Source organism: Solitalea longa, from assembly GCF_002920915.1.
Classification (GTDB): Bacteria; Bacteroidota; Bacteroidia; order Sphingobacteriales; family Sphingobacteriaceae; genus Solitalea; species Solitalea longa.
Genome location: NZ_PQVF01000016.1, coordinates 26,601 through 45,569, shown reverse-complemented (window position 1 = coordinate 45,569; position 18,969 = coordinate 26,601). Strand labels below are relative to the sequence as shown.

At 38.6% G+C, this 18,969-nt stretch carries 32 protein-coding genes; 30 read left to right on the top strand and 2 right to left on the bottom strand.

Features of this window, described 5'->3' with window-relative positions:
* The first annotated feature begins 2 nt into the window (after positions 1–2).
* From rplD to C3K47_RS17615, 29 genes are all read left to right on the top strand, one after another.
* Positions 3–632, top strand: coding sequence for a 50S ribosomal protein L4 (gene rplD, locus C3K47_RS17755; RefSeq protein WP_103790508.1), 630 nt, complete (start codon positions 3–5; stop codon positions 630–632).
* A gap of 8 nt (positions 633–640) precedes the next feature.
* The gene (rplW, locus tag C3K47_RS17750) at positions 641–931 is read left to right on the top strand and encodes a 50S ribosomal protein L23 (RefSeq protein ID WP_103790507.1); all 291 of its coding nucleotides are present in this window, start codon (positions 641–643) and stop codon (positions 929–931) included.
* A gap of 12 nt (positions 932–943) precedes the next feature.
* Positions 944–1,768 carry a 50S ribosomal protein L2 gene (gene rplB / locus C3K47_RS17745; protein WP_103790506.1) on the top strand — a complete coding sequence of 275 codons (825 nt, stop codon included), beginning with the start codon at positions 944–946 and terminating at the stop codon, positions 1,766–1,768.
* Positions 1,768–2,037 carry a 30S ribosomal protein S19 gene (gene rpsS, locus C3K47_RS17740; RefSeq protein WP_103790505.1) on the top strand — a complete coding sequence of 90 codons (270 nt, stop codon included), beginning with the start codon at positions 1,768–1,770 and terminating at the stop codon, positions 2,035–2,037. Before rplB ends, rpsS begins: the two co-directional genes overlap by 1 nt.
* 3 nt (positions 2,038–2,040) lie before the next feature.
* Complete coding sequence (gene rplV / locus C3K47_RS17735; protein ID WP_103790504.1) at positions 2,041–2,394, top strand: 50S ribosomal protein L22; 354 nt, start codon at positions 2,041–2,043, stop codon at positions 2,392–2,394.
* A 19-nt stretch (positions 2,395–2,413) separates the two neighbouring features.
* Entirely contained in the window at positions 2,414–3,259 is an 846-nt protein-coding gene (rpsC, locus tag C3K47_RS17730) for a 30S ribosomal protein S3 (protein ID WP_103790503.1), read from the top strand.
* A gap of 35 nt (positions 3,260–3,294) precedes the next feature.
* Entirely contained in the window at positions 3,295–3,717 is a 423-nt protein-coding gene (gene rplP, locus C3K47_RS17725; protein WP_103790502.1) for a 50S ribosomal protein L16, read from the top strand.
* A 31-nt stretch (positions 3,718–3,748) separates the two neighbouring features.
* A complete protein-coding gene (gene rpmC, locus C3K47_RS17720; RefSeq protein ID WP_103790501.1) occupies positions 3,749–3,955 on the top strand; it encodes a 50S ribosomal protein L29 in 207 nt (68 codons plus the stop codon).
* Between the two features lie 14 nt (positions 3,956–3,969).
* Positions 3,970–4,224 carry a 30S ribosomal protein S17 gene (gene rpsQ, locus C3K47_RS17715; protein ID WP_103790500.1) on the top strand — a complete coding sequence of 85 codons (255 nt, stop codon included), beginning with the start codon at positions 3,970–3,972 and terminating at the stop codon, positions 4,222–4,224.
* Positions 4,224–4,592, top strand: a complete 369-nt coding sequence (rplN, locus tag C3K47_RS17710) for a 50S ribosomal protein L14 (RefSeq protein ID WP_014681263.1) — start codon at positions 4,224–4,226, stop codon at positions 4,590–4,592. The genes rpsQ and rplN overlap by 1 nt, the downstream gene beginning before the upstream one ends.
* A 1-nt stretch (position 4,593) precedes the next feature.
* On the top strand, positions 4,594–4,929 hold the full coding sequence (rplX, locus tag C3K47_RS17705) for a 50S ribosomal protein L24 (RefSeq protein WP_103790499.1): 336 nt from the start codon (positions 4,594–4,596) through the stop codon (positions 4,927–4,929).
* A complete protein-coding gene (gene rplE / locus C3K47_RS17700) occupies positions 4,929–5,477 on the top strand; it encodes a 50S ribosomal protein L5 (RefSeq protein WP_103790498.1) in 549 nt (182 codons plus the stop codon). The genes rplX and rplE overlap by 1 nt, the downstream gene beginning before the upstream one ends.
* A 5-nt stretch (positions 5,478–5,482) precedes the next feature.
* On the top strand, positions 5,483–5,752 hold the full coding sequence (rpsN, locus tag C3K47_RS17695) for a 30S ribosomal protein S14 (protein ID WP_103790497.1): 270 nt from the start codon (positions 5,483–5,485) through the stop codon (positions 5,750–5,752).
* Positions 5,753–5,840: 88 nt separating this feature from the next.
* A complete protein-coding gene (rpsH, locus tag C3K47_RS17690; protein ID WP_103790496.1) occupies positions 5,841–6,239 on the top strand; it encodes a 30S ribosomal protein S8 in 399 nt (132 codons plus the stop codon).
* An 18-nt stretch (positions 6,240–6,257) separates the two neighbouring features.
* Entirely contained in the window at positions 6,258–6,815 is a 558-nt protein-coding gene (rplF, locus tag C3K47_RS17685; protein WP_103790495.1) for a 50S ribosomal protein L6, read from the top strand.
* Between the two features lie 7 nt (positions 6,816–6,822).
* Positions 6,823–7,173, top strand: coding sequence for a 50S ribosomal protein L18 (rplR, locus tag C3K47_RS17680; protein WP_103790494.1), 351 nt, complete (start codon positions 6,823–6,825; stop codon positions 7,171–7,173).
* Between the two features lie 10 nt (positions 7,174–7,183).
* Positions 7,184–7,702 carry a 30S ribosomal protein S5 gene (gene rpsE / locus C3K47_RS17675; RefSeq protein ID WP_103790493.1) on the top strand — a complete coding sequence of 173 codons (519 nt, stop codon included), beginning with the start codon at positions 7,184–7,186 and terminating at the stop codon, positions 7,700–7,702.
* 4 nt (positions 7,703–7,706) lie between these two features.
* Positions 7,707–7,886, top strand: coding sequence for a 50S ribosomal protein L30 (gene rpmD / locus C3K47_RS17670; protein WP_014681255.1), 180 nt, complete (start codon positions 7,707–7,709; stop codon positions 7,884–7,886).
* A gap of 4 nt (positions 7,887–7,890) precedes the next feature.
* Entirely contained in the window at positions 7,891–8,337 is a 447-nt protein-coding gene (gene rplO, locus C3K47_RS17665) for a 50S ribosomal protein L15 (RefSeq protein ID WP_103790492.1), read from the top strand.
* Between the two features lie 10 nt (positions 8,338–8,347).
* Complete coding sequence (secY, locus tag C3K47_RS17660; RefSeq protein WP_103790491.1) at positions 8,348–9,661, top strand: preprotein translocase subunit SecY; 1,314 nt, start codon at positions 8,348–8,350, stop codon at positions 9,659–9,661.
* Positions 9,662–9,684: 23 nt separating this feature from the next.
* Positions 9,685–10,458: a type I methionyl aminopeptidase gene (map, locus tag C3K47_RS17655; protein ID WP_103790490.1), complete on the top strand. Its 774-nt coding sequence runs from the start codon at positions 9,685–9,687 to the stop codon at positions 10,456–10,458.
* Positions 10,459–10,466: 8 nt separating this feature from the next.
* Positions 10,467–10,685 carry a translation initiation factor IF-1 gene (gene infA, locus C3K47_RS17650; RefSeq protein ID WP_014681251.1) on the top strand — a complete coding sequence of 73 codons (219 nt, stop codon included), beginning with the start codon at positions 10,467–10,469 and terminating at the stop codon, positions 10,683–10,685.
* Position 10,686: 1 nt separating this feature from the next.
* Positions 10,687–10,803, top strand: coding sequence for a 50S ribosomal protein L36 (gene rpmJ / locus C3K47_RS17645; protein ID WP_014681250.1), 117 nt, complete (start codon positions 10,687–10,689; stop codon positions 10,801–10,803).
* 28 nt (positions 10,804–10,831) lie between these two features.
* Positions 10,832–11,209, top strand: coding sequence for a 30S ribosomal protein S13 (gene rpsM / locus C3K47_RS17640; RefSeq protein ID WP_103790489.1), 378 nt, complete (start codon positions 10,832–10,834; stop codon positions 11,207–11,209).
* Between the two features lie 104 nt (positions 11,210–11,313).
* Entirely contained in the window at positions 11,314–11,706 is a 393-nt protein-coding gene (rpsK, locus tag C3K47_RS17635; protein WP_103790488.1) for a 30S ribosomal protein S11, read from the top strand.
* Between the two features lie 75 nt (positions 11,707–11,781).
* Positions 11,782–12,390 carry a 30S ribosomal protein S4 gene (gene rpsD, locus C3K47_RS17630; RefSeq protein ID WP_103790487.1) on the top strand — a complete coding sequence of 203 codons (609 nt, stop codon included), beginning with the start codon at positions 11,782–11,784 and terminating at the stop codon, positions 12,388–12,390.
* Between the two features lie 106 nt (positions 12,391–12,496).
* Positions 12,497–13,492 (top strand): DNA-directed RNA polymerase subunit alpha, encoded by a 996-nt coding sequence (locus C3K47_RS17625; protein WP_103790486.1) that lies wholly within the window; start codon positions 12,497–12,499, stop codon positions 13,490–13,492.
* Positions 13,493–13,600: 108 nt separating this feature from the next.
* Positions 13,601–14,098, top strand: a complete 498-nt coding sequence (rplQ, locus tag C3K47_RS17620; RefSeq protein ID WP_103790485.1) for a 50S ribosomal protein L17 — start codon at positions 13,601–13,603, stop codon at positions 14,096–14,098.
* Between the two features lie 89 nt (positions 14,099–14,187).
* Entirely contained in the window at positions 14,188–14,934 is a 747-nt protein-coding gene (locus C3K47_RS17615; RefSeq protein WP_103790484.1) for a tyrosine-protein phosphatase, read from the top strand.
* Here the strand turns inward: C3K47_RS17615 and C3K47_RS17610 are convergent.
* Positions 14,931–16,547, bottom strand: coding sequence for a hypothetical protein (locus C3K47_RS17610; protein WP_133159413.1), 1,617 nt, complete (start codon positions 16,545–16,547; stop codon positions 14,931–14,933). The two genes, C3K47_RS17615 and C3K47_RS17610, sit on opposite strands and share 4 nt — an antisense overlap.
* Positions 16,548–16,560: 13 nt before the next feature.
* Positions 16,561–17,961 (bottom strand): undecaprenyl-phosphate glucose phosphotransferase, encoded by a 1,401-nt coding sequence (locus tag C3K47_RS17605; protein WP_165784732.1) that lies wholly within the window; start codon positions 17,959–17,961, stop codon positions 16,561–16,563.
* Between the two features lie 307 nt (positions 17,962–18,268).
* Between C3K47_RS17605 and C3K47_RS17600 the strand changes: the two genes are divergently transcribed.
* Positions 18,269–18,961, top strand: a complete 693-nt coding sequence (locus C3K47_RS17600; protein ID WP_103790482.1) for an outer membrane beta-barrel protein — start codon at positions 18,269–18,271, stop codon at positions 18,959–18,961.
* Positions 18,962–18,969 lie beyond the last annotated feature (8 nt).

Here is an 18,969-nt window from a genome sequence, read left to right as displayed (position 1 = left end):
CCATGGAAGTAAAAGTAATAGATATTACAGGAAAAGAAACAGGCAAGACCGTTACTCTTGCTGACGCTATATTTGGTATTGAACCGAATGACCACGCTATTTACTTAGACGTTAAGCAATATTTAGCTAACCAACGTCAAGGTACCCACAAATCGAAACAACGTAACGAAATCTCTGGTTCAACCCGCAAGCTGCATAAGCAAAAAGGTACTGGTGGTTCTCGTAAAGGTAGCATCAAAAACCCGTTGTTCCGTGGTGGAGGTCGTATTTTTGGTCCACAGCCTCGTGATTACAGCTTCAAGCTGAATAAAAAATTGAAATCATTAGCTCGTCAGTCAGCATTGACTTACAAAGCTATTGAAAGTAACATCGTAGTTTTAGAAGATTTTTCTTTCGATACTGCTAAAACTAAAAATTACACCAACCTGGTAAGTGGTTTAAAATTGAATGATACTAAAACTTTATTGGTTTTAGCAGAAGGCAATAAAAACGTGTACTTATCAAGTCGTAATTTACCGAAAGCAAAAGTTATCACAGCTTCTGAATTGAGCACTTACGCGTTATTGAACGCTTCGAAGCTTTTGCTTACCACGAGTTCAGTTAAAACTATCGAAGAGTCATTTGCTAAGTAACAGTAACAATGGAAATCTTAAAAAAACCGGTATTGACAGAGAAAGTTGCTGGCTTAACTGAAAAGTTAAATCGCTTCGTTTTTGTTGTCGACAAAAATGCCAACAAAATACAGATTAAAGACGCCATTCAGAAAATGTACGGTGTTACTGTTGAATCAGTAAACACAATGCGCTATAGCGGTAAAGTTAAATCGCGCGGTACAAAACGTGGCTTCGTAGCGGGTAGAACCCCTTCATTTAAGAAAGCGGTGGTAACAGTAGCCAAGGGCGAAACCATCGATTTTTACGGAACAGTTTAATTGATTTTAGAAATGGCAGTTAAAAGATATAAACCAATCACTCCGGGTACCCGTTTCAGAATTGGCGCTGATTACTCTGAAATCACAACCAACATCCCTGAAAAATCGCTGGTAACCTCTATTAAGAAAAGCGGTGGTCGTAACCATGATGGTAAAATGACCATGCGTTATATCGGAGGCGGACACAAAAAAGCTTATCGTATCATTGATTTCAAACGTAATAAACCTGAAATCCCTGCTACTGTAGCTACAATTGAGTACGATCCTAACCGTACAGCATTTATCGCATTATTGCATTATGCTGACGGTGAAAAACGCTATATTATTGCTCCTGCTGGCCTAAAAGTTGGTCAAAAAGTTCAATCAGGCGAGAATGCAGCTCCTGAAGTAGGAAATGCATTACCATTAAAAAATATCCCTTTAGGTTCGGTAATTCACAATATTGAGTTAAACCCAGGCCAAGGCGGTACTTTAGCTCGTTCAGCTGGTGCTTACGCACAGTTAGCGGCTCGTGATGGTAAATATGCGGTAGTTAAAATGCCTTCAGGCGAAACCCGTATGATCTTATTATCATGTTTAGCAACTATCGGTGCTGTATCTAACTCAGATCACCAATTAGAGCGTAAAGGTAAAGCTGGTCGTAACCGTTGGATCGGTATCCGTCCACGTGTTCGTGGTGTTGCAATGAACCCTGTTGATCACCCAATGGGTGGTGGTGAAGGTAGAGCCTCTGGAGGTCACCCTCGCTCACGCAAAGGTTTATTAGCGAAAGGTTTCAAAACCCGCTCAAAGAAAAAAGCATCGAATCGTCACATTATTGAAAGAAGGAAAAAATAATGGCTCGTTCAATTAAAAAAGGTCCTTATATCGCTCATCACTTAGAGAGCAAAGTACTTGCTCAAAATGAAGCGAGTAAAAAATCAGTTATCAAAACCTGGTCTCGTAGATCAATGATTTCTCCGGATTTCGTAGGTCATACATTCGCAGTGCACAACGGTAATAAATTTATTCCGGTGTATGTAACTGAAAACATGGTTGGACACAAATTAGGTGAATTTGCTCCTACACGTACATTCCGTGGACATGGTAGCGATAAAAAGAAATAAAAAATGGAAGCAGTAGCAAAATTAAATGATTGCCCTACCTCGCCTCGTAAGATGCGTTTGGTAGTTGACCTGATCAGAGGTCAAAAGGTAGAACATGCTTTACACATTTTGAAATATAACACCAAGGAAGCTTCAGTACGAGTTGAGAAACTCTTATTATCTGCTGTTGCAAACTGGGCGGCAAAAAATGAAGGTACTCGCATTGAAGATGCTGAGTTGTACGTAAAAACTGTTTTTGTTGACGGTGGCCGTCAGTTAAAGCGTTTACGTCCTGCTCCTCAGGGTCGCGGTTACCGTATCAGAAAGCGTTCAAACCACGTAACGTTAGTTGTAGACAGTAAAAATAGTGCTAACTAAAAACTAATTAGAAACAAACATGGGACAAAAAATTAATCCGATTAGTGCTCGTTTGGGCATCATCCGTGGATGGGATTCTAATTGGTTTGGTGGCAATAACTACGCTGATAAACTGGTTGAAGACGATAAAATCCGCAAATATTTAAAAGCACGTATCGCTAAAGGCGGTGTGGCTAAAGTTGTTATCGAGCGTACTTTAAAACGCATCACTATTACTATTCATACGGCTCGTCCGGGAATCGTGATCGGTAAAGGTGGTCAGGAAGTTGACAAGATCAAAGAAGAGTTGAAGAAAATCACTAAGAAAGATGTTCAAATCAACATTTTCGAGATCAAACGTCCTGAGTTAGATGCAACCTTAGTAGGAGAGAGCGTAGCTAAACAATTAGAGGCTCGTATTTCATTCCGTCGTGCAATGAAAACAGCTATCGCTTCAACTATGCGCATGGGTGCTGAAGGTATCAAAATTATGGTATCTGGCCGTGTAGGTGGTGCTGAGATGGCTCGTACTGAACAATACCGTGATGGTCGTGTTCCATTACACACTTTCCGTGCTGATATCGACTATGCTTTGTCAGAAGCTCAAACTACCTATGGTAAATTAGGTATCAAAGTTTGGATCTGTAAAGGTGAAGTTTTTGGTAAACGTGATCTTTCTCCAAATGTAGGTGCACAACAAGCTGCCGGTAAAGGCCGTCCAGAAGGTGCTGCCTCATTTAACGAAAGAGGTGGTCGCGATAACAAAGGCGGTCGTGGTCGTGATAACCGTGGTGGTGGTCGTGGCGGTGATAACCGTGGCGGTCAAAACCGTGGTGGCGACAATCGCGGCAAAGGCGGTCAAAACCGTGGCGGCGGAAAACGATAATTTATTTTTAGACAACATTATTAAAGTATAATAATATGTTACAGCCAAAGAGAACGAAGTTTAGAAAAACGCAAAAAGGCAAGATGAAAGGTAATGCCAAGCGTGGTTTCGAACTAGAATTCGGCTCATTCGGAATCAAATCTCTTGAAGAATGCTGGATCACTGCACGTCAGATTGAGGCGGCCCGTATCGCGGTTACCCGTTCAATGAAACGTGAAGGACAAGTGTGGATCCGTATTTTCCCTGATAAGCCTATCACCAAAAAACCTGCAGAGGTACGTATGGGTAAAGGTAAAGGTGCTCCAGAATATTGGGTAGCTCCTGTTAAACCTGGTCGTATTATGTTCGAAGCAGAAGGTGTATCACTGGAAACAGCGAAAGAAGCGTTGCGTTTAGCAGCTCAGAAACTTCCGGTAAAAACTAAGTTCGTAGTACGTAGAGATTACGTAGAAGCTTAATCTATTGTTGAACCGGTAAAAATTTAAAACAATGAAATACGCAGAAATTAAAGAGTTAACTGTAGAAGAATTAAAAGCTCGTATTGCGGAAGAAAAAGCAAACTTAACTAAAGCTAAGTTTGGTCACGCAGTTTCAGCGCTTGAAAATCCTCTAAAAATCAAGGCTCTTCGTAAGGACATTGCTCGTTTAAACACTGAGTTGACTCAGCGCAATAAAGCTGCTGCCAACCAGCAATAATACTTTTAAGTAAAATGGAAAGAAACTTAAGAAAAGTAAGAATCGGGAAAGTCATTAGTAACAAAATGGACAAGTCTGTTGTCGTTACTGTTGAACGTAAAGTTAAACACCCGATTTATGGTAAGTTTATTAAGAAAACTACCAAATTTATGGCTCATGACGAGAAAAACGAGTGCGGTATCGGTGATACTGTGTCAATTATGGAAACTCGTCCGCTGAGTAAAAATAAAAACTGGAGATTAATCGAAATAATTGAGAGGGCTAAATAATGATACAACAAGAAAGCAGGCTTACTGTTGCTGATAACAGTGGTGCCAAAGAAGTATTATGTATTAGAGTTCTAGGCGGTACCGGCAAGCGTTACGCTTCTGTAGGTGACAAGATCGTTGTTTCTGTAAAGCACGCTATTCCATCTGGTAACGTTAAAAAAGGAACTGTATCGAAAGCCGTAGTAGTTCGTACCAAAAAAGAAGTACGTCGTAAAGACGGTTCATATATCCGTTTTGATGATAACGCTGCTGTGTTGTTAAACAACCAGGACGAGCCACGTGGTACTCGTATCTTTGGCCCTGTTGCCAGAGAGTTGAGAGAGAAACAATTCATGAAGATTGTATCATTAGCTCCGGAGGTGTTATAATATGAAAAAAACTGTTAAACAGCCTAAGCTAAAGATCCGCACTGGTGACTTAGTGAAAGTTATCGCAGGTGATGCGAAAGGTACTCAAGGTAAAGTACTAGCTGTAGATATCGCAAGAAACCGCGCAACTGTTGAAGGTGCCAACATGGTTTCTAAACATACTAAACCTAATGCTAAAAATCCTAACGGTGGTATCGTTAAGATGGAGGCTCCAATCAACATTTCTAACTTAAAGTTAGTTGATCCTAAATCAGGTAAAACTACTCGCGTTGGACGTAAATTGGTTGACGGTAAATTAGTGCGTTTCGCTAAAATTTCAGGGGAGGTAATTAAGTAATGTCATACGTACCAAGATTAAAAGCAAAATACGCTACTGATGTAGTGCCTGCTTTGAAAGAAAAGTTTGCTTATAAAAGCAGTATGCAAGTTCCTAAGTTAGTTAAGATCTGTTTAAGCCAAGGTGTTGGTGCTGCAGTTTCTGACAAAAAACTTATCGACAATGCTATTGAAGAAATGACAATCATTTCTGGTCAGAAGTCAGTTGCTTCAAAGTCGAAAAAAGATATTTCGAACTTTAAATTGCGTAAAAACGTACCTGTAGGTGTTCGTGTTACTTTACGTGACAATAACATGTACGAGTTCTTAGATCGTTTGATCGCAGTTGCATTACCACGTATCCGCGATTTCAAAGGTGTGAACGATAAAGGTTTTGATGGCAGAGGTAACTACACTTTAGGTGTTACCGAGCAAATCATCTTCCCAGAGATCAACATTGATAGAATCAATAAGATCATGGGTATGGATATTACCTTTGTTACTTCAGCTGACACTGATGCTGAAGCGTTTGAATTGTTAAAATCATTCGGAATTCCATTTAAAAAATAAGGATAATGGCTAAAGAATCAGTAAAAGCCCGCGAGGTTAAACGCCAAAAATTGGTTGATAAATACGCCGAGAAACGTGCTGCTTTAAAAGCGGCAGGTGATTACGTAGCCTTGGATAAATTACCTAAAAATGCTTCTCCGGTTCGTTTACACAACCGTTGCAAAATCACCGGCCGTCCACGCGGTTATATGCGTCAGTTCGGTATTTCAAGGGTGTTGTTCCGCGAGATGGCTTCACACGGTAAAATTCCAGGTGTAACCAAATCTAGCTGGTAATCAATAAAAAAAATATAAAAATATTTTCAAGGCACAAGGATACTTTGTATCTTTGCGCCTCGTTTTTTATGAATTAATATAAATAAAAATGTTAGGTGATCCAATAGCAGACTATTTAACCAGAGTAAGGAATGCCATTAAGGCCAACCACCGGGTTGTCGAAATTCCTGCATCTAATATCAAAAAGGAAATTACAAAAGTACTTTTTGATAAAGGATACATCGCAAACTTTAAGTTTGAAGAGACTGGACCTCAGGGAGTTATTAAAATCGCGTTGAAGTACAACCCGATCAATAATCTTTCTGCAATTACAAAAATTGAAAGAATCAGTAAACCTGGCCACCGTCAGTACGTAGGGGTAGATACTTTACCTCGTGTATTAAACGGTTTAGGTGTTGCCATTCTTTCTACTTCAAAAGGTGTTATGACCGACAAGGAAGCGCGTACGCAAAAACTTGGCGGTGAAGTATTATGTTACGTTTATTAATAGGAGGAAGTAGAAGAAATGTCACGTATAGGTAAATTACCAATCGCACTAGCTTCGAACGTTCAGGTATCTGTATCTCCTGAGAACGTAGTAACTGTTAAAGGTCCTAAAGGCGAGTTAACTCAAGCCATTGATACCGATATCACAGTTACAGTTGAAGACGGAAAATTACTCGTTCAACGTCCAACTGACCAAAAACGTCACAAAGCATTACACGGTTTATACCGCGCTTTGTTAAACAACATGGTTAAAGGCGTTACCGAAGGATATAAAATTACACAAGAATTGGTAGGTGTGGGTTACCGTGCTTCAAACCAGGGTAATACACTTGATCTTGTGTTAGGATTCTCTCACCACTATGTATTCCAGTTACCGGCAGAAATCAAGGTTTCTACCACTGCTGAAAAGGGTAAAAACCCTACTATCATCCTTGAAGGGATTGATAAGCAGTTAATTGGACAGGTTGCTGCGAAGATCCGTTCGTTGCGTGCTCCTGAGCCATATAAAGGTAAAGGTGTTAAGTTTGAAGGTGAAGTTTTACGTAGAAAAGCTGGTAAATCAGCTGGTAAGAAATAATTGAGCCATGGCAAGTAAATTAAGTCGTAGAGACAGAATTAAAAAAGGTATCAGAAAAAATATTGCCGGAAGTACTGAGCGTCCACGTTTAACTGTATTCCGTAGCAACAAAGGTATCTATGCTCAAATCATTGATGATGTGGCAGGTAAAACCTTAGTATCAGCTTCTACATTAGCTGATAAATTGGTTACCAATGTTAACAAATCAGAGCAATCAAAATTAGTAGGTAAATTAATCGCTGAAAAAGCTGTAGCGGCAGGTATTACAACTGTAGTATTTGACCGTAATGGTTACCTGTACCACGGTCGTGTGAAATCATTGGCTGAAGGCGCGAGAGAAGGCGGTTTAAACTTTTAATTGAAGAACAATGTCAACTGCAAATATTAAAAGAGTTAAATCTAGCGAAATCGAGTTGAAAGACCGTTTGGTGTCTATTCAACGTGTTGCCAAAGTAACTAAAGGTGGTCGTACCTTCAGTTTCTCAGCTATCGTAGTGGTAGGTGATGAGCACGGCGTAGTAGGATATGGTTTAGGTAAAGCGAAAGAGGTTACCGAAGCAATTTCAAAAGGTGTTGACGATGCTAAAAAATCGTTGGTTAAAGTTCCCGTATTAAAAGGAACTGTGCCACACGCAGCACACGGTAAATTCTCAGGTGGTTATGTATTCATTAAACCTGCTGCTCACGGTACTGGTGTTATTGCCGGTGGTGCGATGCGTGCAGTACTTGAATCAGCTGGTATTACTGACGTATTAGCAAAATCAAAAGGATCATCAAACCCTCATAACGTAGTTAAAGCTACTATTGATGCATTAACCAAAATGCGCGATGCAGTATCTGTAGCTCAACAACGTGGAGTATCTTTGGACAAAGTATTTAACGGTTAAGAAAATGGCTAAGATTAAAATTACCCAAATTAAGAGCGTTATCGACCGTTCAGAGCGCCAAAAGAAAACGATGGTAGCTTTAGGGTTGACCAAGATTAATAAAAGTGTAGAGGTTGAAGCTACTCCGGCAATTATCGGAATGGTGAAACAAGTATCACATTTGGTAGCAATAGAAAATATTTAAAGATATGAACTTAAGTAGTTTAAAACCTGCAGAAGGTTCTGTAAAGAATGGCAAGCGTATCGGTCGCGGTACTGGATCTGGTAAAGGTGGAACCTCTACACGTGGTCATAAAGGTGCTGGATCTCGCTCTGGTAACTCAACCAAAATTGGTTTTGAAGGTGGCCAGATGCCTTTACAGCGTCGTTTGCCAAAAGTTGGCTTTAAAAATATTAACCGTGTAGAATATGTAGGTATCAACTTAGATGTTTTACAAGGGTTAGCAGAGAAATTTAACTTATCAGTTATTGATAACGAAGCGATGAGAACTCATGGTTTAGTTTCAAAATCTGATTTAGTGAAGATCTTGGGCCGCGGTGAATTGAAAGCTAAATTGGAAGTTAAAGCACATGCTTTCTCTGATAAAGCGGTTCAGGCAATTGAAGCTCAAGGTGGTGTTGTTGTAAAGCTGTAATTGTAAATACATGAAACGACTGGTAAGCACTCTTAAAAACATCTGGCATATCGAGGATCTTAGAACTCGTATTCTAAATACTCTCTTGTTCTTGTTGATTTACCGTATTGGTTCTTATATAGTATTACCGGGAGTTGACCCAACGCATTTAAAACAAAGCGCCCAAGAAGGTATTCTTGGGTTGCTTAATATGTTTGCAGGTGGTTCATTTTCCCGCGCTTCAGTGTTTGCACTGGGGGTAATGCCTTATATCTCGGCTTCAATCGTTATCCAGTTATTAACTATAGCGGTTCCATCTTTCCAGAAGATGCAGAAAGAAGGCGAAAGTGGACGTCGTCAAATTAACAAAATTACTCGTATTCTGACAGTTGTTATTACTGCAGCGCAGGCAATTGGTTATTTAAAAACCATGGTTCCTGGTGAGGCCGTAATAGTGAACCCTGCTTTGTTCACATTGTCATCAGTTGTCATTCTTACCGCAGGAACCATGTTTGTAATGTGGTTAGGTGAGAAAATTACTGACAAAGGTATTGGTAACGGTATCTCTATCATTATCATGGTAGGTATCATTGCCCGCTTGCCATTGTCGTTAGTACAAGAACTATCAACTCGTTTAAATGGAGCAGGTGGTGTTATCACCTTCATCATTGAAAACGTAATTTTATTGGGTATTGTAATGTTTGCGATCCTGATCGTTCAGGGAACCCGCAAAATTCCTGTACAATATGCTAAACGCATTGTTGGTGATAAACAATATGGTGGTGTTCGCCAGTACATTCCTTTAAAAGTGAATGCTGCAGGGGTAATGCCTATCATTTTTGCGCAAGCAATTATGTTTATTCCTTCAACTATTGGCCAATTCTTCCCTGAAGCGGCTTCTAGCGGTGTTTTAGGTCAATTCCGTGACTTTACTTCGGTAACCTATAACGCTTCGTTTGCAATCTTGATCATCCTGTTTACTTTCTTATATACTGCTATTTCGGTTAATCCGGTTCAAATGGCTGATGATATGAAACGTAACGGTGGTTTTGTACCAGGAGTTAAACCAGGAAGACCAACTGCTGATTTTATCGATCAGATCATTTCACGTATTACGTTCCCTGGTTCGGTATTCTTAGCAATTATTGCAATCATGCCTTCAATAGCCATGAAAGCTGGTGTAACAGCTGGATTTGCTCACTTCTTTGGTGGCACCTCTTTATTGATTACCGTAGGTGTAGTTCTTGATACATTACAACAAATTGAAAGTCATTTGTTAATGCGTCATTATGATGGTTTAATGAAGACTGGTAGAATTCAAGGTCGCACACCTGTTTCTGCATAATTTCGTATTGAGGGAAAGCCGGGATGGTACATTATAAATCAGCTGAAGAGATTGAACTTATTCGTGAAAGTTCTTTATTAGTTTCAAAAACATTAGCAGAAGTTGCTAAATATATTAAGCCGGGAGTTACTTCCCTAAAGCTTGATCAGATTGCCGAGGAGTTTATCCGAGACAATCAGGCAATACCTGCTTTTAAAGGATATGAAGGATTCCCTGCATCACTATGTATTTCAGTTAATGAAGTAGTGGTGCATGGGTTCCCTACAAAAAACGAATTGAAAGAAGGCGATATCATTTCTGTTGATTGTGGTGTTCTAAAAAACAAGTTTTACGGAGATTCTGCTTACACTTTTGCGGTTGGCGAAATTGCCCCGGAAGTACAACAACTGTTAAACGTTACCAAAGAATGTTTAGCTCTGGCAGTTGAAAAAGCTGTAGTTGGAATGCGTTTGGGTGATATTAGTTACGCCGTTCAGGAACATGCTGAGAAGCATGGTTATGGTGTGGTTAGAGAGCTGGTAGGACACGGTGTTGGAAAACATTTGCATGAGGATCCTCAGGTTCCCAATTATGGTAAACGTGGTTCGGGAATGAAACTTCAGGAGGGTTTGGTAATTGCAATTGAACCCATGATCAATATGGGAACTCATCGTGTGAAACAAGCAAATGATGGATGGACGATCTTTACACAAGATAAAAAACCATCAGCACACTTTGAACATACAATAGCTGTTTCACAAGGGAATGCGGATGTATTGTCTACTTTCTCCTACATTGAAGAAGTATTAAAAAAATAACATACTAAATGGCAAAACAATCCTCAATTGAGCAGGACGGAATCATTAGAGAAGCATTATCAAATGCAATGTTTCGTGTAGAACTTGAAAATGGCCACGAAATTATTGCGCATATTTCGGGTAAAATGAGAATGAATTACATCAAAATTTTACCTGGCGATAAAGTTAAATTAGAAATGTCGCCTTACGATTTAACCAAGGGGCGTATCACTTATAGGTATAAATAAAATGAAAGTTAAAGCATCAATTAAGAAGCGTAGCGTTGATTGCAAGATCATCCGCAGAAACGGGAAACTTTATGTTATTAACAAAAAGAATCCTAAGTACAAACAGCGTCAAGGGTAATTTAGAACTTAATAGATTGAATTAAAATATGGCAAGGATAGCAGGTATTGATTTACCAAGAAACAAACGAGGAGAAATCGGCCTAACTTACATTTTTGGTATCGGTCGTAAATCAGCTCAGGAAATTTTAACTGAAGCGGGTATTGATTGGAATACAAAAGTGCAAGAGTGGAATGATGATCAGCTAGGTGCAATTCGTACCATCATCGATCAGAAATTTAAAGTTGAAGGTGCACTTCGTTCAGAAGTTCAATTGAACATTAAACGTTTGATGGATATTGGTTGTTACCGTGGTGTTCGTCACCGTAAAGGTCTTCCTCTTCGTGGTCAACGTACTAAGAACAACTCACGTACCCGTAAAGGTAAACGTAAGACTGTTGCTGGTAAGAAAAAAGCTACTAGATAATAAGTAGGTAAAAATGCATTTGGGGTTGTCGAAGTGATTTTGATAACTGATCACCTCCCTTAGAGAGAATTGCTAAGGGTATACTTTTAAGTTTAACTATAAGAATGGCTAAGTCAACAAAAAAAGTTACTAAAAAGCGTATTGTAGTGGTTGAGGCTCAAGGCCAGGCACACATTAACGCTACTTTTAATAACATTATAATCACCCTTACCAACAGCCAAGGACAAGCAATTTCTTGGTCCTCAGCTGGTAAAATGGGTTTCAAAGGTTCTAAGAAAAATACCCCTTACGCTGCTGCACAAGCTGCTACTGATTGCGGTAAAGTTGCGCACGACCTTGGTTTACGTAAAATTGAAGTATTTGTTAAAGGCCCAGGTGCTGGACGTGAGTCGGCAATGCGTACTTTACAAATTGTAGGTTTGGAGATCAGTTCTATTAAGGATATTACCCCGCTTCCTCACAACGGTTGCCGTCCTCCAAAACGCAGAAGAGTTTAATTAATTATTATTTATTATAGGTTTTAAAGCTAAGATTTAGTGCCTAAAGGGTACTAATACTTTAAAAACAAGAACATGGCTAGATATATTGGACCAAAATCAAAGATTGCTCGTAAGTTTAATGAGCCTATCTTTGGACCTGACAAAGTTTTAGAAAAGAAAAACTATCCTCCAGGTCAACATGGCTCGTCAAAAAGACGTGCTAAAAAATCTGAATACGCAGTACAATTAGCTGAAAAACAAAAAGCTAAGTACACTTATGGCGTTTTAGAAAAACAATTTGCTTTAACTTTCGACAAAGCTTCTCGTAAACAAGGTGTTACCGGTGAGATGTTATTGAAGTTTTTGGAAGCTCGTTTAGATAATACTGTTTATCGTTTAGGTATCGCTTCAACTCGTGCTGCTGCACGTCAGTTGATCGGCCATAAACACATTACTGTAAATGGTAAACTTGTAAATATTCCTTCATACTCTCTTAAAGCAGGTGATGTTATTGGTGTTCGTGAGAAATCAAAATCTCTTGAAGCGATCACTACTTCATTATCAGCAAACAGAGTATCTAAATACAACTGGTTAGAGTGGAACAAATCAGAAATGCAAGGAACTCTTCTTGCCTTACCTGAAAGAGATCAAATTCCTGAAAACATTAAGGAACACTTGATCGTCGAGTTATACTCTAAATAGTAGTTAATAGTTGATGGTTATTTGTCAAGAAATATTCTATATTAGCAAATAACCATCAATATTGTAAATTAACGCTTAACTAATTATATAAGTTTAAAAATCTCAAATGGCAATTTTAGCGTTTCAAAGACCTGACAAAGTAATCATGCAAAAAGCGACCGATTTTCAAGGTCTCTTTGAATTCCGTCCGTTAGAGCCTGGCTTTGGCGTAACAATCGGAAATGCTTTGCGCAGGATTTTATTATCATCTTTAGAAGGTTACGCAATTACCAGTGTTAAAATTGCAGGCGTTTCGCACGAATTCTCTACCATTAAAGGGGTAGTGGAAGACGTTACCGAAATCATCCTCAATTTGAAACAGGTACGTTTCAAAAAAACCGGCGAAAGTGGCGACTCAGAAAAGATTTTCGTAGTAATCAACGGACAAGAATCTTTTACAGCAGGTGATATCACTAAGTTCTCAAGCAACTTTACGGTATTAAACCCTGATTTCATCGTTTGCAATATGAATACTGAGGTAACTCTTGAATTAGAGTTAACAGTAAACAAAGGCAGAGGATATGTTCCGGCTGAAGAAAATAAATCGGCTGATGCGAACGTAGGTGTTATCGCGATCGATTCAATTTATACTCCTATTAAAAATGTGAAGTATTCGATTGAAAACTATCGTGTTGAACAAAAAACCGACTATGAAAAATTAGTATTGGATATTGTTACCGACGGTTCAATTCACCCTGAAGAAGCTCTTAAAGAGGCTGCTAAAATCCTGATTCAGCATTTCATGTTGTTCTCTGACGAACGTATTATGCTTGAAACTCAAGCTAAAGAAGAATCAAAAGAAGTGGATGAAGAAATTTTACACATGCGTAAGATTTTGAAAACCGAACTTCAGGATCTTGATCTTTCTGTACGTGCATTGAACTGCTTGAAGGCAGCTGATATCAGAACTCTTGCCGAGTTGGTTACTTACGATGTTGCTGATATGTTAAAATTCAGAAACTTCGGTAAGAAATCACTTACTGAGATTCAGGAATTAGTTAAGTCGAAAGGTTTAACCTTCGGCATGAACCTTTCTAAATACAAATTAGACGAGGATTTATAAAATTTATCCGATGTACGAAGTAGGAGGTCCGAAGTCACAGAAGTGCTGACTTCAAATTAAAGGAAGACTTCGAACACTTCAGACGTCAGGCTTCAATAGCATACAGAAATGAGACACGGTAAAAAAGTTAATCACTTAGGAAGAACCGACGCGCACCGCAAAGCGATGTTGTCGAATATGGCTTCTTCTTTGATTCTAAATAAACGAATCACTACTACATTGGCGAAAGCTAAAGCTTTACGCACCTATGTAGAGCCTTTAATGACAAAGGCAAAATCTGATACGACTCACAATCGTCGTACAGTATTTAGCTATCTTCAGAATAAAGACTCAGTTACTGAGTTATTCCGTGAAATAGCTACTAAAATTGCTGAACGTAACGGTGGTTACACTCGTATTATCAAAACTGGTAATCGTATGGGTGATAACGCTGAAATGTGCTTCATCGAGCTTGTAGATTATAACACTGTTTATTCTGCAGGTAAAGTAGAAGTTAAGAAAGCAAAAGCTACTCGTCGTCGTGCAGGTAGCGGTAAAGCTAAAAAAGCTGAAACTGCCACTGAAGCACCTGCTACAGAAGCTCCAGCTGCCGAATCAGCAGAATAATTTCTCAAAGATTCAATCTTTAAATATTAAAGGGAATACCTTCGGGCGTTCCCTTTTCTGTTTTATATACATTTCGTAGTTTCGCCCGTATGTTCGGTCTTTTTAATAAGAAAAATAAAACGCTTACAACTGGATTACCTTTTACATTCCCGAAGGTTGATATTCATTCACATCTCATCCCCGGGATTGACGATGGTTCTCCGGATTTGCCTACCACTGTTAATTATTTAACGGAGTTACATGCTTTAGGTTATAAGCATATTATAACAACACCTCACGTGATGATGGATATGTATCCGAATACCAGGGATACCATACTTAAAGGACGTGATGAGGTTCGTGCTGCCATTGAAAACATGGATATTGATATAACATTTGATGCCGCAGCAGAATATTTTATTGATGAGCAGTTTCTCGAATTGCTCAAGAATGATGAATTGTTATGCTTTGGAAAGGAACGATATGTTTTATTTGAAATGTCGTTTATGCAGGAATCATTGCTTATTGAGCGGGTAATTTTCGAATTGAAGACCAAAGGCTATACTCCTTTGCTGGCTCACCCCGAGCGGTATAATTATTACTTACAAAGCCATGAACGCCTGATCCGCTTTAAAGAGCTTGGTTGTAAACTTCAACTGAATCTCAACTCTGTAACGGGCTATTATGGTTTAAAACAAAAAGCTCTCGGGTTAAGATTACTAACCGAAGAGCTTATCGACTTTGTTGGCACTGATATGCACCATGAAAAGCACTTAAAAGCCTTAAAAGGCCTTATTGATAGCGCTGTTGAACCAATGTTGCTAAAAGCTATTGAACAGAATAATACCTTGGTTTAAAAATCGTAATAGAAGTTATTTAAGGCCGTTTTAATGCCGAAATAAACCATAGTTGAGTTAGTAGAAACGATGGAACTTGATTCGATTCTTTTCGATAAACCTAAGCACAATTTCATGTTTGTTTTAGGATTTACGAGGTAGCTCAGATCAGCTTGTAAGTTGCTAAGCTTTGTCTTAATGCCTTGGCCTGTATTGTTACCAAATGAATCTTGGCCATACTGGGAATCGATATCAGACAGGAAAATGTTTTTTCCATAATGAGTTCCATTGTTATCGGCACCATACGTAGCATAGTTCATTTTGCCGTTCAGTTCCAGTTTTCTGAACTTATACGCCCCAATAAGTATCAACTCATTAAAGTTAGCTCCTAATGGATGTGCTAAAGGTTCATTGAAATGGGTATAGTTTATCTTTAGTGTTCTATGCGTGTATACGTAAGGTCGGGAACGATTGAACTCCGCCTGAAAGTATAAATTGGGAACATTCAACACATCAAAGTATTTCCAGCCCAATTGGTAGGCATATTTTTCCTGAAAGTAGGTGCCACCCTGTTTTGACAGATTTCCTAAGTTAAAGTCATCTATCAGCAATTGACCGTATAGTTTATGACTTTTCATTAACTGATAGCTAAATCCTAAACCCATTAAAGAGTTTGCCGGCGAGCCCATATTAAAGTTAAGTGCATTAAAATAGATGATCGGGTTGATATAGGCCCATTCAACACTGCTACCACCGGTGCTATCTTGTGGCCAAACTAAGGCCTGGAAGAAGTTCAGATTCAGCCGGCGGTTAACCTGGTAGGATAGGAACTGGTACGAAGCATATTTTTTAGGGAAGGTTGTTTTGCTGGTAACCTTTAACCCTTCACTGCCATCAATATATTGGGTCCAAAGGTTGGTGTATTTAATTTTCCAAAAAGTAGTCGTGATCTTAAAATACGGATAGGTATAACTGCCATCTGAAAGGAAAAGGGAACGATAGCCATCACCTATAAAGTTTTTACCCTGACCCAACTGGAAGTTGAAATTAGTATTAGGCGTATAGCTAATGTAACCGTAAGGAACAGCATAGTCTACGCTGCCATCGGGACTAATTCTGGCCACACTTTGGCCCGGAACTACTTTTCGTTCTCTAACATATTTATTTAGATACTCCGGAAATTTAGAAAGGTTCTCCGTTATAGCCGTGTAGAATGAAAATTTATTACCAATGTCTCCACCTAATTGGGCCCCGCGGGTGTTCGTAAAAATAGTTCCCTGGTTTAACTCTTTCCCCATGTTAAAATCAAACAGCAGATCGGCATAGATCCTTACGTTCGATTGGTTTACTTGGGCTAAATGCTCTTGTGATAGTTTTCTTAAGAACCAGTTCCTTTTTTTTGCCGTATCGGTATTGAAATAGGCATTTACCGCCGAATCAATAGCGATTAAACTATCAAGATTGCTATATAAAAACGGGCGCATATTGCTATGATAGGTCTTTTGCTTTAAAAGCAATTCTCTTTCAATAGTTCTATTATAATCCCTGTTAAGATATATCGTTTGTTGTTGGGCGTATAGCGAGGTAAAGCTTAGAAGTATAAAAGCAAATAGTAAAAGTAATTTTTTATGCATGGTATGGTTGAAATCAAAAGGCCTTCTTGTCGCCTCTAAAGACATTGTAAACGGTCATGAAAATAATCTTACAATCAAGCAGGAGAGACCAGTTTTCGAGGTACCAGATATCGGCTTCCACTCGTTTCTCCATGTCTTTATGTGTTTTGGTTTCCCCTCTTAAACCTGTAACCTGGGCCCAGCCGGTAATGCCTGGTGTAAGGAAATGGCGTATCATGAATCTGTCGATGATCGCTGAGTACTCTTTGGTATGTTTTATCATATGGGGTCGCGGGCCAACAACCGACATATTTCCCATCAATACATTAATAAACTGGGGCAGTTCATCCAGGCTTGTTTTTCGGAGGTATTTGCCAATTTTGGTGATGCGCCTGTCATTCTTTGTAGCCTGTAATGAGTTAGCTCTCTTATTTACAGTCATACTTCTGAATTTGAGACAATAAAAAGGTTTGTTATTTTTTCCCGACCTGATCTGGCGAAAGAATACCGGCCCTTGAGATTCCAATTTAATAAACAGGCCAAGAATGGGAATTATCCAACTCAGGATAAAGACAATTACAAATAAAGAGAAGATAATATCGAAGCCTCTTTTTAAGATCTGATGACCTTTGCTTTCCAGGGGCTCCATACGAGGGCTCAGTACAGGCAGATGCCCATAGAGCTGAACCATCACATTTTTCTTAAAATGGTCTTTAAAATCAGGAACGAGTTTAAACCGGATCAAATAACGATCGGCATCGCGCATGAGTTTATTGATATGATGAAAATCTTCATCGGGTAAAGCGCAGAAGATCTCATCAATATTTTGTCTCCGTACAAATTCAATACATTCATCGACTTTGCCTATAACATTTATATTGTTTTTTATTCTGGAACCATCTCCTTCGTGATTGAAAAAGCCCAACACTTTATAGCCTAAGTAAGTATTGTTGTTCAGGTAATGGTATAGATCTAAGCCATTTCTGCCTGTTCCTACGATTACAACCGGTCTAAATTGAGTTAATGAGTTCTTGTGAGGCCTGCGTTGTAAAAGAAATATCAATTTCCAACCAATAAGGGAAAAGTCAAAGAATGCAAAGCTTAATACGAGGGTCTTGTAATTATAGGGTAAAAATAAAACGTTGTTTTGCAGGAATGCCATTATTAAACCATAGACAAATAATGACCTCAATACGGATTTAAAAATGGGTACAGCTTCCCTTGTGAAAACATCTGTGTATAAATGACAGCTGTGAGAAGAAAGGTACCATACCAGGTTCATCAAAATGATGTGGGTAAGGTTATGGCCGGGTGTTATTTCCCAATACCAGCTATCATTAGTGATCACATAACCTACATAAAAAGATAGGTTTAGCAGTATAAAATCAATAATAATATTGAGCCCTTTTAAATAAGAAGAGTACCTATTTGTCATTTAAAATTCGATTGGTCTGGGAGCTTTTTCCTGTATTTTTAGATTTTCGAAACTATAAAAAAGAATTTAAGTATAAATACTAATTAGTGAGTATTTTGAAAATTAATTTTATGCAAGTAATTTATTGTAACCCATTGTTTGTTAACGAGTTACGTGTTTGTTGATGCGTTTATTAATTAATAGTTAAATACTTGTTGTTTATAGAGAGTTATTTTAGCAAATTTCATTAAGAATAATTAAAAAGCTTGTAAAGCATATAAATAAGCTATATTTTCAACCCCATAATAATTAAACCAAAGTTAAGATCATGAAGAAGTACCTTCTTTTGCTAGTATTGTTTACTATAACTTGTTTTTCGGCCTCGGCACAGTTCAGATATAACCGCTTTTCAGCTACCATAAGTGCCGGAGCTTCACGTGCCAATATGGATGCTGCCAACGGAGATGTGAATTTTAACTTAGGGCTATCTGCAGAGTACCATTTTACTCCATTCACCAATTTCAGTCTTAATTATAACGACGGTAAATTCTCTAAAATGACTCCCGATCTATACGGCAGAGCATTTGTAAGTGATTATTCTACAATTTCAGGCTCAGTAAATATGAGTATTGGTGAGATCATTCATCCATGGTGGAAAGAAACCCATGGTTTTTGGAATAATATCTATTTCGGTGCCGGTATAGGTATGGTTTCAAGTAAAATGAATGAGTATAATAATATTACTGTTGATGGTGGTTTTTCACCTATTGGTGCCGCTAAATACTCAGGAACCAATGCTTTTATACCGATCAACGCAGGTATAAACTTCAAGTTTAATGAGTTTGGATTAGAGACCCCTATTGAGATCAATATGAATATGCAGCATTGCATTGGATTAACCGATAATATCGACGGCTATAATCCTAGTTTTGACAATAAGTATAGTGATGCTTTTGATATCCTTACTATCGGTTTACGCTATACATTTGGACCGGAAAAAGTATATTATAGCTGGAGATAATCTTTTCT